Here is a 15,192-nt window from a genome sequence, read left to right as displayed (position 1 = left end):
CTCGGTGCGTGCAGGCGCCAAGCTCGCTGACGCTCGCACACCCTCACCTAACCTCTCCCGCAAGCGGGGAGGGACTAGGCTTCAGTTCTCACGCTCCGGTGTATCACCCGTCGTCGCCCCACGCGAGCGGACGGCATTGCGCACCGCCTGCCGCGCCTCGCGGTTGAACACGCCGGTGTCGCGGCGAGCGTCCTGCCGGTCTTCACGCCGCACCTGACGCTCCTGGCGGCGTTGCTGCACCACGGCCCGCTGCTCGGGCGTCATGTTCGCTACCCGCTCGGCGCGTTCGCGCTGACGCTCGGCCCGGTCCTCACGGCGGTCGCGGCGCTCCTCGCGATCGTCCCGGCGTGCCTCGCGACGCTCGATCCAGCGCTGGCGGTCCTTGTCGCGCATCTCGTGGCGGCGGCCGGCGCGGTCGTACACATAATAGCCGTTACCCGGGTAATAATAGTCGTCGTACCAGCCCGAGCCGCCGCCGCCGTAATAGCCCGGCCCGCCGCCATAATAGCCGCCGCTGCCGATCGAGGCGCCGCCGTAGAAGCCGCCATCGTCGTTGTAGCCGCCGCTGTCGTCGCCGAGCGGATAGTACATGCAGCCCGCGAGCAGCAGCGGCGCGGCGAGCAGGATCAGCGGCGGGAGACGGCGGAACTGGGGGCGCATGGCACGGAGCTTTCTATATTTTTCACCCCAATACAACGCACCGCGGGTGAATGCGGGCTGAACCCTCGAAAACACTCTATTGCAATCGACTCTCATTATGACTTAGCTTCGGGGACATTGAGGGAGTCGCCATGAACGTCGCTTTGCCTGTCGATTGGTTCGACGCCGCCGAACATCCCGAAATCGCGACCGCCAATCTCGGGACCGATCCAAGCTGGACGTCGCTGCCGCCGCCCGAGCAGCTCATGCTCTGGTCGATGCGCCACATGCTGGTCTGCTGGCCGAGCTGCGGCTCGGTGCGCACCGCGCTGCATCAGGTCTATGGCGACGAGGCACTGGGGGTGGAGCATCTGCTGCGCTGCCTGCTCACCGCGCTCGGCGCCTATTCGGCGCGGAAGCTCCAGGTCGGCGACCCGACCTGCTCGATCCTGCTGGCGGATGAGGGCTCGATCCTGTTCGCGCTACGCTCGGCGCGGCACGATCCCGACGCCGCGCGCGACGCGCTCGTCGATCTCTGCGCCGAACCCCGCGCGGCGCGACTGCTGCCGCTGGCGGCGTCGCTCGCGCAGGTCGCCGATTGCTAACCCAACATGAAATCGACAGCCGCCGCGCAGTGTAGTTCGGCGGTGTCGAAGGACGGTACGCCTAGGTCGATGCCGCCGATCAGCAGGCCCACCTCGGTGCAGCCGAAGATCACGCCGTCGGCGCCCGCTGCCTTCGCCGCCTCGACGATGTCGAGATAGACGGTACGTGACCCGGCATCGATCACGCCGCGGCACAACTCGTCATAGATGACGCGGTTGACCTCCACGCGCTGCCCTGCGTCGGGGAGCAGCATGTCGAGGCCATGCTTGTCACGGAGCCGCCCCCGATAGAAGTCGCCTTCCATCGTGAAGCGCGTGCCGAGCAGCAGCGGCTTTCGGCTGCCGGCCGCCTTGATCGCCGCCGCCGTTGCATCGCCGATATGCAGCAGCGGCACGGAGATCGCCGCCGCGACCTCGTCGGCCATGCGGTGCATCGTGTTGCTGCCGATCAGCACCGCCTCGGCGCCACCCGCCTCCAGCTTCTGCGCCGCCGCGATCATCATTGCGGTCAGGCCCGCCCAATCGTCGGCGCCTTGCGCGTCGGCGATCGGCTGGAAATCGAAGGAGCGGAGCAGCAGGTCGGCCGAATGCAACCCGCCCAGCCGGTCGCGGACAAGCTCGTTCAGCCGGCGATAATAGATCGCCGTGCTTTCCCAACTCATGCCGCCCAATAGTCCGATTGTTCTCATCGGCCTTAGCTATAGCCGAGCTGCCGTCCTGCCAAGTCGAGCATGATCTCCTCGCTGCCGCCGCCGATCGCGTTGACGCGCACCTCGCGGTAGATGCGCTCGACCTTGCTGCCCTTCAGATAGCTGGCACCGCCCAGCACCTGCGCCGCCTCGCGCGCCACCGCCTCCAGCATGCGCGTCGCCTGCACCTTCAGCATCGCGAAGTCGGCGGGTTTTGCCTTGCCTTCGCGGTTCTGCCAGGCGCAGAGGTCGACCCACGCCTGCGTCGCCTCGATCTGCCGCGCCATGTCGGCGAGCTTGATGCGGATCGACTGATGCTGCGCCAGCCGCTTGCCGAAGGTCTCGCGTGTCGTCGCCCACGCCACCGCTTCCTCGAGGCACACGCGCGCATAAGCGCAGCAGCCATGCGCCATGCCCAGCCGCTCGCCGTTGAAATTCTGCATGATGCCCATGAAGCCGGCATTCTCCGGCCCGATCAGATTTTCCGGCGGCACCTCGACATTGTCGAAATAGAGCGCGGCGGTGTCGGAACAGTGCCAGCCCATCTTCTCGAGCGGCGTCTGCGTGAAGCCCGGCATGTCCTTCTCGATCAGCATCAGCGAGATGCCGCCCATCCCCGCCCCGCCGGTGCGCACCGCCACCGTGTAATAGTCGGCGCGCATCCCGCTGGTGATGAACATCTTGGAGCCGTTGACGACATATTTGTTGCCGACCTTCTCGGCGCGCGTCTTCAGCTGCGCGACGTCCGACCCGCCCGACGGCTCGGTGATGCCGAGCGCGATGATCTTCTCGCCCGCCAGCACCTCCGGCGCGATCCGCCGCTTCATTTCCTCCGACCCCATCTTCAGGATCGGCGGCAGCCCGATGCCGTGCGTCATCAGCGACGCGGTGAGCCCGCCCGCGCCGGGCCGCGCCAGCTCCTCCGACTGGACGAGCGAGTGGAAGATGTCGAAGCCCTCGGAGTGGCCGCCATATTCCTCCGGGTAGCCGAGGCCGAGGATGCCCGCCTCCGCCGCCTTTCTGTGAAGCTCGCGCGGCAGCTCGCGCGCATCCTCCCAGGCGTCGATGTGGGGCGTTACCTCGCGCTCGACGAAGCGCCGTACCGACTGCGCCACCGCCTCGTGGCTCTCGTCATAATAGGGCGACCTTGCGCGCCATTCGTCGAACATCGTCATGGCTTTCGCCCTCTCCCCAACTGTGCTTGTTTGCGCGCAACCAAAGCATAACCGGGAGTCGTCATGAAGCTCGCCATCCTGCCAGCGCTCGCCCTCGCGCTGGCCGCCCCCGCTCTCGCGCAGGCGCCGGCCAAGGTCGACGGCGCCGATCTCTACAAATTCTCGATGGTCACCGACCCCGTCGTCTCGCCGGACGGCAAGCAGGTGATCTTCACCCGCACCTATTTCGACATCGGCACTGATTCGCGGCAGGGCGAGATCTGGATCGGCGACATCGGCGCCAAGGATCTGAACCGTCGCCTGCTGATCGGCGCCGGCAGCCGCGCCGGCGGCGTCAAATGGTCACCGGATGGCCAGCGCATCGCCTATGTCGCGCCGTTCGCCGGCAAGCCGCAGATTCATGTGATGAAGCTGTCGGAAGGCATCGGCCGGCCGGTCACCTCGTCGAAGACCGCGCCCTTCGCGGTCGAATGGGCGCCCGATGGCAAGAGCCTCGCCTTTGCCGCGGCGGTGACCAGCGATCCGGTCAAGGTCACCGGCATGCCGGCGAAGCCCGAAGGCGCCGTCTGGGCCGCCGACGCGCGCGTCACCACCACCTACCGCTATCGCCTCAACGAGACCGGCTATCTGACGCCGGGTTATCGCCACCTGTTCGTCGTCCCCGCCGCCGGCGGCGCGACGCGGCAGATCACCAGCGGCAATTTCGATCATATCGACGGCGGCGGCCTGACCTGGACCGCCGATGGGCAGTCGCTGATCGCGGTCGGCAACCGCCGTCCCGAGCGCGATCTGCAGGCGCGCGAGGCCGATCTGTGGCTGGTGCCGATCAACGGCACCACGCCGCGCCAGCTCACCGACCGTCTCGGCAACGAATCCGAACCGGCCGTCTCGCCCGACGGCAAGTGGATCGCCTTCACCGGCTTCCCCGAGACGCCCGGCTTCTACGTGCAGGACGACCTGTGGGTGATGCCCGCCGGCGGCGGCGCGGCGAAGAACCTGACGCAGGGCTTCGATCGCCCGGTCGCCAACCCGGTGTGGGCGGAAGACGGCAAGGGCGTTTACGTCCTCTACAATGAGGAAGGCGTCACCCGCGTCGCGCTCGTGCCGGTCAACGGCAGCGCGCCGCGCACCGTCGTCAAGGAAGTCGGCGGCACCCGCCTCTACCTGCCGTCGGCGGGCGGCAATTACAGCGCGGAAAAGGGCACCATCGCCTACACTTCGCTCTACACCGACCGCCCCGCCGGCCTCGCGATCAACCGCGGCGGCAAGACCATCGCGACGGTCGACTTCAACGGCGACTGGCGCAAGGGCAAGTCGATCGGCAAGCTGGAGGAGGTCCGCTACAAATCCTCGGCCGACGGCCGCGACATCCAGGGCTGGGTGCAGTATCCGCCTGATTTCGACCCCGCGAAGAAATACCCGCTGATCCTCGACATCCACGGCGGCCCGAACACCGACTACGGCCCGATGTTCTCGATCACCCATCAGCTCTATGCGGCGGCGGGCTATATCGTCCTCTTCACCAACCCGCGCGGCTCGATCGGCTACGGCGCCGAGTTCGCCAATTTCTACGGCAAGCCCTACCCGAGCCAGGATCACGACGACCTGATGTCGGGCGTCGACCTGCTGGCGTCGCGCCCCTATGTCGACGCGAACAACCTGTTCATCGGCGGCGGCTCGGGCGGCGGCGTGCTGACGCTCTGGGCGATCGCCAAGGCGCCCGACCGCTTCCGCGCCGCGGTGGCGCTGCGCCCGGTCACCGACTGGACGGTGCAGGCGCTGTCGTCGGACATCCAGTCGACCACCGCGCAGAACTGGCTCGGCGCGATGCCGTGGGAAAAGCCCGAACTCTACCGGGCGCAGTCGCCGCTGAGCCTCGTCGGCAGCGTCAAGACGCCGACCATGCTGATCACCGGCGAGGCCGACTATCGCACGCCGATCGCGCAGACCGAGATGTACTATCAGGCGCTGAAGATGCGCGGCGTCGATGCGATGAAGGTGCGCCTGCCCGAGGCCAACCACGGCATGGGCCGGCCGAGCCAGTGGCTCACCTCGATCCTGATGCCGATCGACTGGTTCGAAAAGTACAAGGCGAAGTGAGCATGCGCCGCCTGGAGCTCGCGCTCGCCTTGCTGGGGATCGCCGCTGCCGCACCGGTGGCGGCGGCCCCGCTCGACGACATGGCCCGCGACTATGTCGCCCTCGTGCTCGAATATGGCGAGCATGAGGAAGGCTATGTCGACGCCTATTACGGCCCGCCCGAATGGGCGGAAGCCGCGCGGGCGAGCAAGCGCAGCCTCGGGCGGCTGACCACCGACACCGCCGCGCTCCGTGCCAGGGTCGCCGCCGAACAGGCGACCGGCATGGACGAGCTGCGGCGCAAATATCTCGCCGCCCAGCTCCGCGCGCTCTCCGCCCGTATCGCGATGAAACAGGGGCTGAAGCTCGACTTCGCCAGCGAGGCGGAGGAGCTGTTCGGCGTCCGCCCGGTGCTGAAGCCGCTCGCCAGCTACGATCCCGTGCTCGCCAAGATCGACAAGCTCGTCCCCGGTCCCGGCGCGCTCGCCGACCGCGTCGACGCTTTCCGCAAGCGCTACGAGATTCCGTCCGACCGCTTGAAGCCCGTGATGGAGGCGGCGATCGCCGAGTGCAAGGCGCGCACCGCGAAGAATCTGCCGCTGCCCGACGGCGAAAAGTTCGACCTCGAGTTCGTCTCGGCCAAGCCGTGGAGCGGCTACAATTGGTACAAGGGCGGCTATCACAGCCTCATCCAGATCAATACCGACCTGCCGACCTATGTGGCGCGCGCCGTCGACCTTGGCTGCCACGAGGGCTACCCCGGCCACCACGTCTATAACGCGCTGCTCGAACGCGAGCTGGTCAAGGGCCGCGGCTGGACCGAGTTCGCCGTCTATCCGCTCTACAGCCCGCAGTCGCTGATCGCCGAAGGCTCCGCCAACTACGGCATCGATCTCGCCTTTCCGAAGGACGAGCAGATTGCGTTCGAGACGAAGACTATCTACCCGATCGCCGGTCTCAACCCGGCGACCGCGAAGGCGCTGGTCGAACTCAACCGCTCGACGCGCGCGCTGGCCGGCGCCAGCTACACCGTCGCCAACGACTATCTCGCCGGCCGCCTCACCCGCGACGCGGCGAAGGCGCTGATCCAGCGCTACGAGCTGTCGTCGCCCGCCCGCGCCGAACAGCGGATGAAGTTCATCGACACCTACCGCAGCTACATCATCAACTACGGCCTGGGGCGCGATCTGGTGCAGGCGCATGTGGAAAGCGCCGGCAAGACGCAGGCCGCCCGCTGGCAGGCCATGACGAAACTGCTGTCGGAACCGACGTTGCCGGCTGATTTGCGGAAGTAGCGCGACCCAGCAGACCCACCCAAACCCGTCATACCGGCGAAAGCCGGTATCCAGACCAGCGCCCGACTGGATACCGGCTTCCGCCGGTATGACGGCCTAATGCGTGTAGGGTGAGGTCAGCCTAGTGGGTGTCAGGCGAGATCATACGCCTTCTTCACGATCGCCCACGCCTCCTCGGCGTCGTCGACGATGTGGAACAGCTTCAGGTCGTTGACCGAGATCACACCCTCGTCGGCCAGCGCCTCAAAGTTCACCACCTTCGACCAGAAGCTCTTGCCGAAAAGCAGGATCGGCATCGGCTTCACCTTGCCGGTCTGGACGAGCGTCAGCAGCTCGAACAGCTCGTCGAAGGTGCCGAAGCCGCCGGGGAAGGCCGCGACCGCGCGGGCGCGCAGCAGGAAGTGCATCTTCCGGAGCGCGAAATAGTGGAACTGGAAGCTGAGGCCCGGGGTGACATACGGGTTCGGCACCTGCTCGAACGGCAGCACGATGTTGAGGCCGACGCTCGGCGCGCCGACGTCGGCGGCGCCGCGGTTGGCGGCTTCCATGATCGACGGCCCGCCGCCCGAGCACACCACGAAGTGGCGCTTGCGGTCCTCATCGGGCGGCACCTGTGAGGAGAGCTGCGCGAGCTTGCGCGCTTCCTCATAATAGCAGGTCTTGGCGACGAGATTGTCGGCGATGCGCTTCTGCGCGTCGGTCTCCGCGGCCGCCAGCACACCCTCCTGCTCCTCCGGCGACGGGATGCGCGCCGACCCGTACATCACGAAGGTCGACGCGATGTTGGCCTCGTTGAGCAGCAGCTCGGGCTTTAAGAGCTCGAGCTGGAACCGCACCGCGCGCAGATCCTCGCGCAGCAGGAAGTCGGGGTCCTGGAAGGCCAGCCGGTACGCCGGATGCTCGGTCTGCGGCACCGACGTTGGGTTGGCGGCGACCTGGGCTTCCTCGCTCGCGGACGGAAACATGCGTTCCGGGACGGTCGGCGTGGCGTTCATGCTCTAACTCGATTCTTATTTTTGGGCCGCGGTCTTTAGCGGAAATGGGCCGCCGCCGCTATTTGCAATTGTCCCACCGTCCCATGTCGAAATGAAGATGGTCGCGGTGCTGGGCATTGTCGTCGGGGCCGAGTACGAGGTTGAACGCCTTGCAGCCCTCGTCGCGCAGGTCGCGCAGGAACTTCTTCGTCGCCTTGTCCTTGCCGTCCCAGTCCCTGAGCACGCTGATCCGCCGCCCGTCCGCCAGCCGCACCCCGGCGATATCGATGGCGTTCGCCCAGCTATGCTCGGACGGCTGCGACCCGGCCATGTTGTTGCGCGGGCGGCAGGCATAGGTGCCGTAGCTGTCGATCTGCACCACCTCGCTGCCGAAGCGCTTGCGCGCCGCCGGCTGCATCCCCTCGCGGATCCACTCGTGCAGCCGCGCGGTCATCGGGCAGGACAGCGGCCCGATGCCCTTCACCACCACGCCGATGTTGCGCACGTCGATGGCGCCGCGCAGCCCGCAGGTCGGGCCGGCCTTCTTGTCGGCGAGGCGGCGGTAGTCGAGCCCCTCCAGCCGGTCGAGCTGGCGCAGGCATTGTTTCAGGTCGACGGGCTTGGCGAGCTGCGCGCGCTCCTCGCGCCCCGCGCAGGCGGCGAGCGCGATCAGCGCCACCCACATCACGGCTTTCGCCAAGAACCCCCGAGACCCGCCCATGCGATGCAGAATCGCACAGGCGGGAGTCAGGCGTCAAATGCGGCGGACTGACTCAGCGAGCCGCCGGTGGCGTCGCATCGGTGATCGCATTCCAGTTCGGCGGCTGCACGCCCTGCAGGTGGCGGATGAAGAAGTCGTACTGGCGCGCCAGCACATAATCCATCGGCCCATCGGTGCGGCCGACGCCATGGTCGCCGTTCGGCACATTGAGCATTTCGAAGGTCTTGTTCGCCTTGATCAGCGCGTCGACCACCTGCATCGACGCCACCGGATCGACGTTCATGTCGAGCTCGCCGATCACCAGCAGGACATTGCCCTTGAGGCGCCAGGCGTTGTCGACGCTCGAGGCCTTGGAATAGCTCTCGTCGACCGGCCAGCCGGACCATTGCTCGTTCCAGGTGACCTTATCGAGCCGGTTGTCGTGGCAGCCGTTGTACGACACGCCCGCCTTGTAGAACTCCGGGTAGAACAGCAAATTGTTGAGCGTGTTCTGTCCGCCCGCCGAGCCGCCGTAGAGGCCGACGCGGTCGATGTCGTAATAGGCATATTTCTGGGCGGCGGCCTTGTGCCAGAGGATGCGGTCGGGCGCTCCGCCGTCGCCGGCGTTCTTCCACGTATGGTCATGGAATGCCTTCGACCGGTGCAAGGTGCCCATGCCGTCGATCTGCACGACGATGAAGCCGAGGTCGGCGAGCGACTGCATGCCGACCACCTCGTCGCCACCCGCATGGAAGCCGAACGGCCAAAATTTCTTCGGCACGAACTGGTCCCAGCCGGCGCCGTAGATATTCTCGATCACCGGATATTTCTTCGCCGGGTCGAAGTCGCGCGGGCGCACGATCACGCCCCAGATGTCGGTCCTGCCGTCGCGCCCCTTGGCGACGAAATTCTCCGGCGCCTGCCAGCCGGCGGCGACCAGCTTGGTGATGTCGCCACGCTCGATTACCGACACCAGACTGCCGTCGCCGCGCCGCAGCTCGGACACCGTCGCCATGTTGTTGCGCGAATAGGTGTCGACGTAGAATTGCATGTCGGGCGAGAAAGCGACGTCGTGGAAGGCGTCGGCGCTGGTCAGCTCGACGAGGTTCGTCCCGTCGAAGTTCACCCGGTAATAATGCTGCAGATAGGGGTCGCTGCCCTTGCGGCGGCCGTTCGCCGCGAACCAGATCTGGCGCTTCTCGTCATCGACCTTGACGATCTCGCGCACCACCCAGTCGCCGCGGGTGATCTGCTTCTTGGTGCGGCCGGTCTTGCCGTCGATCAGATAGAGGTGATTCCAGCCGTCGCGCTCCGACATCCACACGATCTCGCGGCCGAGGTTCGACACGTCGTGATAGCTGTGTCGCGGCGCGTAGAAGAAGGTGTCCGATTTCTCCTCGACCGCGGCGCTGGCCTTGCCGGTGCGGCCGTCGACCGACACCAGCCGGTACACGGCGTGGCCGCGCTGGTTATAGGCGAAGGAGAAGCTGCCGCTGTCGGCGCGCCACTTGATCGGCGACATCGAATAGGGGTTGGCGAACAGGCTGCTAACGACTTCCGTCGCCGCCCCGCTCGCCACGTCGACCACCACCGGCCGCTCCAGATCGACGGTGTCGCCGGGCAGCGGATACAGCTGCGTGATGAGCTTCGCCTTGATCTCGCCGCCCGGCGGCGACGACTGCACGCGATAGACCTGCCGCTGATAGCCGGGCACCACGCGATAGGCGGCGAAGCGGCTGCTGTCGGGCGCCCAAGCGATCGTCTCGGGGTCGTAGAAATTGCCGTCCGACCCGTTGCGGGTGATGAGCCGCACTGCGCCGGTCGCGACCTCGCGCAGCATCAGGTTGGAATCGAGCGTATAGGCTTGCCAGCGCCCGTCGGGCGAGGTGCGGGCCGTGTTGTCGGCGGGCACCGACATGTCGCGGGTGATGCCGAAGGCGCGCGGGCGGCCCGGCGCCGCGGCAGGCTCGGCGCAGGTGTAGCTCGTCAGGTTGCAGCTATACCGGGTACCGGCGGCGGTGAAGCTGATGCTCTGGTTGCCGGCGCCGTAGCGGAAGGACGCGAACGGCAGGCGCAGCGGCTGATAGGTCTGGCCGGTCAGCTTGCCGATCGCCGTCGCGATCCGCGCTTGGTCGAACGCCGGCTGCTTCGCCATCGTCGCCGGCTGCACCGTGACGAACTGGAAGCCGCCCGGCACGGTCTTGCGATAGTGGAAGGCGCCGCCGTCGGGCGCCCACGCCGCCTGGTCGACGACATTCTCGGTCAGGTACATCTGCGCTTCGCGTAAGCCCAACGAGCGCTTGTAGTCCTCGGGGGTTGCCGCACTCACCGCCGGCGCGGCCATCAGAAGCGCCGCCACCATCATTGCCTGCCGAACCATCGCTACCCCCGCTTTTGTCGTTGAACCCGTGTTACGCCTGCTGCACCACCCAGGCGTCGATATGCTTTTCGAGCACGCCGAGCTGCATGATGCCGGCGAGCAGCCCCGCGTCATGGAAGGCGCGGATGTCGAACTTGTCGCCGAGCGCCGTCCGCGCCTTTTCGCGCACCCGCAGCCACTCGCGCTGGCCGATCTTGTAGCTCGGCGCCTGGCCGGGGATCAGGCAATAGCGGTCGACTTCCGAGGTCACGGAGTCGCGGCTGCTGCCCGTCGCGCCGACCATATAGTCGATCGCCTGCTCGCGGCTCCAGCGCTTCCAGTTGAGCCCGCTGTCGACCACCAGCCGCGCGGCGCGAAACAGTTCGCTCTGCAGATAGCCGAGCTTACCCAGCGGATCCTTCTCGAAGATGCCCATCTCGTCGGCGATCGTTTGCGAATAGAGCGCCCAGCCCTCGACGAAGGCGCTGCATTCGAGCTTGCGGCGCCACAGCGGCACCCGCTCATTCTCCAGCGACAGCGAGATCTGCATGTGATGGCCGGGAATGGCCTCGTGGTGCGTCAGGGTGGCGAGGCCGACCACCGACCGGTCGCTCATGTCGCGCAGGTTGACGTAATAGGTGCCGGGCAGCGTGCCATCGATGCTGCCGTGGTTGTAATAGCCGCCGGCCTTGCCCGCCTCGATCTCGACCGGCACGCGCTTCGCTACCACCTTGGCGCGCGGCACCGTGTTGAAATAGCGCGGCAACAGCGCCTCGATCTCGCCGATCTGGCGGTTGGCGTCGGCCACCACCTTGGCGCGGCCCGCGTCCGAGTTTTCGTACATGCCGCCACGCTCGACGGCGAGCGCGTTGATCCGCTCGACCAGCGACCCTCGCGTCTTGCCGGCGCCCTTCAGGATCACCTCGATCTCGGCGGTGTTCTCGGCAACCATCTCGAGGCCGAGCTTGTGGATCTCCGGCCCGGTCATCTTCTTCGTGTTGAAGAGGTGGATGCCCCAGTCGTAATAGGCCTCGCCATCGGGCAGGCGCCAGGCGCCGGCATCGTGATTGGCGGTGCGACGCTGGCGGCGCAGCTCCTCGATCTGCCGCTCGATCGCCGGATAGACGGCGCGCTCGACGATCGTCGTCGCGCGGCCTTGCCAGTCGCCCGCGATGCTCTTCGCCGCCGCGCGCTCGCCGATCGATTTCGCCAGCCGCGCATCCGCCGGCGCCGCTGCCTTCAGCTTGCTCAGCTGCAGGATGCAGGTGTCGAGGATGAAGTCGGGCGGCGTCGCCCCGGCGGCAGCCCCCGCCTTCGCCCGCGCCGTCTCCTGGTCGAGCACGGTGGCGAACTGGCTCAGCCGCGCCAGATAGGCGTCGGCGTCGCTCTTGCTCTCGATGCGATGCTTGTTCTCGAGGAAGTCGGGCGTGTTGTTGAACACCCCGTCGAGCTGGTTGACCGCATAGGCGCGCGGATAGCCGGGCTCGCCGAACTTGAAGCGGTCATAGCCTTCGAGCGTGATCGCGGTGTGGAAGTCGGCGACATCATAGTTGACGGCATCGAGGCCGCTGAGCTTGCCGCGATCGATCGACTTCAGCGTGGCGCGCGTCTCGCGCATGCCGTTCATGTGCGTTTCGAACGCTTCCGGCGAGCGGTCGTCGAGCTTCGATTTCGCCCATTCGCCACCGGCTTCGCGGTCGAGGCCGAGCGAGGTCATCTTCTGCGGCGAGTGCCGGATTTCGGCCTGCCACATCTTGTTATAGAGCGCGTCGAGCCGGGCCCTCTGGGCCGGGTCCGATGCGGGCGCGGGAGCAGCTCCGGCTGGCGCACTCCCCAGTCCCGTAGTGGCGACCGTTGCGCTGGCGGCGGCTCCCAGCAGCACAGCGCGACGGTCGATCATGGTCTCTCCCCCAGAGGCTCAGCTCGGCGCCGATGCGGAACGACCGGTCGATACCGTCATGGGTGCCGGGTAACCGCGCCGAACAAGCTTTTCCGATAAATGTTCGCTAAGCGGCTATATGTTCGCAATACGCCTTAGTCAAACTGCCGCAAGCATCGGCACTTTGGCGCGATCAAAGGACTTATCTTTCTGATTCTACGCACCGATCGCGCTGAACCAGCCCGACAGCAGGCACATGATTCAGTGCCATTAGGTGATCGGGGGCTACTGGAAAAAGTGCGGTGGCGACATCCCTGTGCGCGTGAGGCCTGCCACGGCACCGCTTGCTGACCGCATTGTACAGAACGTCAGCGGCGGGTGAGCTCGTCCATCGCATCGCCGAGGCGAGCGAGCCCCGCTTCGATCATCGCGGCGTCACCGCCGATGCCGAAGCGGAAATGCTCGGCCGCGCCGAAGAAGCGTCCCGGCACGATCGAGGTGTCGTAGCGGCCGCGCAGCAGGTCGTTGAGCGCATCGACATCGCCGCCCGTCCAGCGCGGGAAGGCGACGATGCCATAGGGCGGCATCTCGCCTTCCAGGTCATCGCGCGACGCGAGGAAGTCGCGCGCAAGCGCCCGGTTGCGCGCCAGATGCGCCGGCAGCGGCGCCTTCACTGTGTCGAGATGCTCCAGCGCGAGGATGCCGAGCTGCTCGGCGGCATGCGGCTGCGCCACCCCGAACAGCTCATTGAGCCGCCACATCCGCTCGGCCAGCTCGCTGTCGGCGAGGATCCAGCCGCAGCGGATGCCGCTCATCCCGTAGACCTTGGTCAGGCTGCTGGTCGTAACAAAGGTGTCCCCCAACAACGCTGCCGACCGCGGCGCGGCGTCGAACGCCGCGTCGAGATATACCTCATCGACCAGCACCCGCGCGCCGTGCCGCGCCGCAATCGCCCCCACCGCCCGCAGCTCCGCCTCGCCGGCAAAGGCGCTGGTCGGGTTGTGCAAATTGGTGATCAGCACCAGCCGGGTCCGCGAACTGATCGCCGTCGCCACCGCCGACGGATCGAGCGCGAAGCCAGTTTCCGCCTTGCGCTCGAACGTCGTGATCCGCGCGCCGAGGAACGATGCCGCCGCCACCATCGGCTCGTAATTGGGCGTCTCGACCAGCACCTCGTCGCCCGGCGCGATCAGGGTCGCCATCGCGAGGAAGTTCGCCATCGAGGTGCCGTTGGCGATGACGACGGTGTCCACCCCCACCCCCTGCCGCGCCGCGATCGCCTGCCGCAGCGGGGCGAAGCGGTGGCGGCTCGCGCCGTCGAGCTCGAGGTCGGCGATCGTCACCGGCAGCCGGTCGAGCGCGAAGTGCGGCACCTCGCTCGACGCTAGATGATAGGTCACCGCTTGCTGGTTCTTCGCCCAGTGCATGTAGACCGAGCTCAGCGCCCGCCCGCTCATGTGCGGCGCGACCAGTAGAGATAGGCCGGCAGCCCCGCGAGCAGGATGCCGAAGCCGATCAGGCTGTTGAGCAGATGCGTGTAGATCGTCGCCGCGACGACGATCCAGCAAGCCGCGACGAACAGCCCGGTGCTGTACGGATGCCACGGCGCGTTGAACGCCGCCGGTGCCGCCTCGCGCTTGCGGAAGATGAACAGCGCGAAGCCGGTCAGCCCGAACCAGATGAAATCGACCGAGACGACATAGCTGAGGATCGCGCCGAACTGCCCCGACATCGCGATCACCATCGCCACCGCGCCCTGCAGCAGGATGGCGAACACCGGCACCCGCGTCTTCGGATGCACCTTGGCGATCGACTTGAAGAACAGCCCGTCCTCCGCCATCGCGAAATAGACGCGCGGCGCGGTCAGCATGCTCTGGCTGAGGAACCCGAGCGTCGAGATGGTGATGCCGAGCGCGATCAGCGCCGCGCCCTTCGGCCCCATCGCGAGGCGCATCACGTCGGTCGTCGGCGTCGTGCTCGCCGCCAGCCCGGTCGCGCCGAGCGCCGTCACGCAGATATAAACGACCGACAGATACAGCACGACCACGCCGACCACGCCGAGCATCAGCCCCCAGGCAAGATCGCGCCCCGGATTGCGCATCTCGCCCGCGACAAAGCTCGTCGTCTGCCAGCCGCCGTAGGAGAACATCACCGGGATCAGCGCGGCGCCGAATGCCGGCAGCATGAACTCGAGCGGCGCGCTCGCGCTTCCCGCCGCGGGCACCGCCGCCGGCGCCACCGACCAGCCGACCGCCACCAGCGCGGCGATCGCGGCGATCTTCAGCAGCATCAGCGCATTCTGCACATTGCTGCCCGCGCGCACGCCGAGGCAGTTGATCAGCACCAGCAGCGCCAGGGTCCCGACCGCCACTACCGTGTCCGACCACGGCAGCACCACCAGCTCACCGAGATAGCGCGCGAAGGTGATGGCCACCGCCGCCATGCCGCCCGACTGGATGACCAGCAGCAACGACCAGCCATAGAGGAAAGCCGTCCCCGGCCCATAGGCATCGCGCAGATAGGCGTACTGCCCGCCGACATCCGGCCGCCGCGCCGCCAGCTCGGCGTAGACGAAGGCGCCGATCAGCGCGACCAGCCCGCCGACCGCCCACGCCCCGAGGATCAGCCCCGGCGTCTGGACGTGCCGCGCCACCTCGGCCGGATTGACGAAGATGCCCGCGCCGACGATCCCGCCCATGACGAGCATCGTCGCGTCGAACCGCCCGAGCCGCCTTGCGAGACCCGGCTGCGCATCGCTCATGAACAAATTCCCCCGCTCATGCCTCTTGATAGGCCGG

12 protein-coding genes are annotated in these 15,192 nt (G+C 67.1%); 3 read left to right on the top strand and 9 right to left on the bottom strand.

Features of this window, described 5'->3' with window-relative positions; translation table 11 throughout:
- Window positions 1–81 precede the first annotated feature (81 nt).
- Complete coding sequence (locus ACFOMD_RS10900; RefSeq protein WP_380861225.1) at window positions 82–660, bottom strand: hypothetical protein; 579 nt, start codon at window positions 658–660, stop codon at window positions 82–84.
- A gap of 131 nt (window positions 661–791) precedes the next feature.
- Here ACFOMD_RS10900 and ACFOMD_RS10895 point away from each other — a divergent pair, with 131 nt between their 5' ends.
- On the top strand, window positions 792–1,244 hold the full coding sequence (locus ACFOMD_RS10895; protein ID WP_380861222.1) for a hypothetical protein: 453 nt from the start codon (window positions 792–794) through the stop codon (window positions 1,242–1,244).
- On the opposite strand, the gene ACFOMD_RS10890 is transcribed toward ACFOMD_RS10895, so the two are convergent.
- Both ACFOMD_RS10890 and ACFOMD_RS10885 read right to left on the bottom strand, forming a co-directional pair.
- The gene (locus tag ACFOMD_RS10890) at window positions 1,241–1,933 is read right to left on the bottom strand and encodes an aspartate/glutamate racemase family protein (RefSeq protein WP_380861220.1); all 693 of its coding nucleotides are present in this window, start codon (window positions 1,931–1,933) and stop codon (window positions 1,241–1,243) included. The genes ACFOMD_RS10895 and ACFOMD_RS10890 overlap by 4 nt on opposite strands.
- A gap of 5 nt (window positions 1,934–1,938) precedes the next feature.
- Complete coding sequence (locus ACFOMD_RS10885) at window positions 1,939–3,108, bottom strand: acyl-CoA dehydrogenase family protein (RefSeq protein ID WP_380861217.1); 1,170 nt, start codon at window positions 3,106–3,108, stop codon at window positions 1,939–1,941.
- 63 nt (window positions 3,109–3,171) lie between these two features.
- Between ACFOMD_RS10885 and ACFOMD_RS10880 the strand changes: the two genes are divergently transcribed.
- Together ACFOMD_RS10880 and ACFOMD_RS10875 are read left to right on the top strand one after the other, a co-directional pair.
- A complete protein-coding gene (locus ACFOMD_RS10880) occupies window positions 3,172–5,208 on the top strand; it encodes a S9 family peptidase (protein ID WP_380861214.1) in 2,037 nt (678 codons plus the stop codon).
- A gap of 2 nt (window positions 5,209–5,210) precedes the next feature.
- The gene (locus ACFOMD_RS10875) at window positions 5,211–6,482 is read left to right on the top strand and encodes a hypothetical protein (protein WP_380861211.1); all 1,272 of its coding nucleotides are present in this window, start codon (window positions 5,211–5,213) and stop codon (window positions 6,480–6,482) included.
- 131 nt (window positions 6,483–6,613) lie between these two features.
- Here the strand turns inward: ACFOMD_RS10875 and ACFOMD_RS10870 are convergent, their stop codons facing one another.
- The 6 genes from ACFOMD_RS10870 to ACFOMD_RS10845 all read right to left on the bottom strand — a co-directional run bounded on the left by ACFOMD_RS10870 (window position 6,614) and on the right by ACFOMD_RS10845 (window position 15,155).
- Window positions 6,614–7,477: an LOG family protein gene (locus ACFOMD_RS10870; protein WP_380861208.1), complete on the bottom strand. Its 864-nt coding sequence runs from the start codon at window positions 7,475–7,477 to the stop codon at window positions 6,614–6,616.
- 58 nt (window positions 7,478–7,535) lie between these two features.
- Complete coding sequence (locus tag ACFOMD_RS10865) at window positions 7,536–8,156, bottom strand: extensin family protein (protein ID WP_380861205.1); 621 nt, start codon at window positions 8,154–8,156, stop codon at window positions 7,536–7,538.
- A 73-nt stretch (window positions 8,157–8,229) separates the two neighbouring features.
- On the bottom strand, window positions 8,230–10,536 hold the full coding sequence (locus ACFOMD_RS10860) for a DPP IV N-terminal domain-containing protein (RefSeq protein WP_380861202.1): 2,307 nt from the start codon (window positions 10,534–10,536) through the stop codon (window positions 8,230–8,232).
- Window positions 10,537–10,567: 31 nt separating this feature from the next.
- Window positions 10,568–12,415, bottom strand: a complete 1,848-nt coding sequence (locus tag ACFOMD_RS10855) for a DUF885 domain-containing protein (RefSeq protein WP_380861199.1) — start codon at window positions 12,413–12,415, stop codon at window positions 10,568–10,570.
- Window positions 12,416–12,762: 347 nt separating this feature from the next.
- On the bottom strand, window positions 12,763–13,851 hold the full coding sequence (locus ACFOMD_RS10850; protein WP_380861196.1) for a pyridoxal phosphate-dependent aminotransferase: 1,089 nt from the start codon (window positions 13,849–13,851) through the stop codon (window positions 12,763–12,765).
- A complete protein-coding gene (locus ACFOMD_RS10845; RefSeq protein ID WP_380861193.1) occupies window positions 13,848–15,155 on the bottom strand; it encodes an APC family permease in 1,308 nt (435 codons plus the stop codon). Before ACFOMD_RS10845 ends, ACFOMD_RS10850 begins: the two co-directional genes overlap by 4 nt.
- Window positions 15,156–15,192: the final 37 nt, after the last annotated feature.

The organism is Sphingoaurantiacus capsulatus, from assembly GCF_042648405.1.
Taxonomy (GTDB): domain Bacteria; phylum Pseudomonadota; class Alphaproteobacteria; order Sphingomonadales; family Sphingomonadaceae; genus Sphingoaurantiacus; species Sphingoaurantiacus capsulatus.
This window is presented reverse-complemented; position numbering and strand designations above follow the sequence as displayed.

Coding starts and splice junctions, on each gene's coding strand:
- ACFOMD_RS10900 (WP_380861225.1), bottom strand. CDS start 660: ATGCGCCCCCAGTTCCGCCGTCTCCCGCCGCTGATCCTGCTCGCCGCG.
- ACFOMD_RS10890 (WP_380861220.1), bottom strand. CDS start 1,933: ATGAGAACAATCGGACTATTGGGCGGCATGAGTTGGGAAAGCACGGCG.
- ACFOMD_RS10870 (WP_380861208.1), bottom strand. CDS start 7,477: ATGAACGCCACGCCGACCGTCCCGGAACGCATGTTTCCGTCCGCGAGC.
- ACFOMD_RS10860 (WP_380861202.1), bottom strand. CDS start 10,536: ATGGTTCGGCAGGCAATGATGGTGGCGGCGCTTCTGATGGCCGCGCCG.
- ACFOMD_RS10875 (WP_380861211.1), top strand. CDS start 5,211: ATGCGCCGCCTGGAGCTCGCGCTCGCCTTGCTGGGGATCGCCGCTGCC.
- ACFOMD_RS10845 (WP_380861193.1), bottom strand. CDS start 15,155: ATGAGCGATGCGCAGCCGGGTCTCGCAAGGCGGCTCGGGCGGTTCGAC.
- ACFOMD_RS10855 (WP_380861199.1), bottom strand. CDS start 12,415: ATGATCGACCGTCGCGCTGTGCTGCTGGGAGCCGCCGCCAGCGCAACG.
- ACFOMD_RS10885 (WP_380861217.1), bottom strand. CDS start 3,108: ATGACGATGTTCGACGAATGGCGCGCAAGGTCGCCCTATTATGACGAG.
- ACFOMD_RS10895 (WP_380861222.1), top strand. CDS start 792: ATGAACGTCGCTTTGCCTGTCGATTGGTTCGACGCCGCCGAACATCCC.
- ACFOMD_RS10850 (WP_380861196.1), bottom strand. CDS start 13,851: ATGAGCGGGCGGGCGCTGAGCTCGGTCTACATGCACTGGGCGAAGAAC.
- ACFOMD_RS10880 (WP_380861214.1), top strand. CDS start 3,172: ATGAAGCTCGCCATCCTGCCAGCGCTCGCCCTCGCGCTGGCCGCCCCC.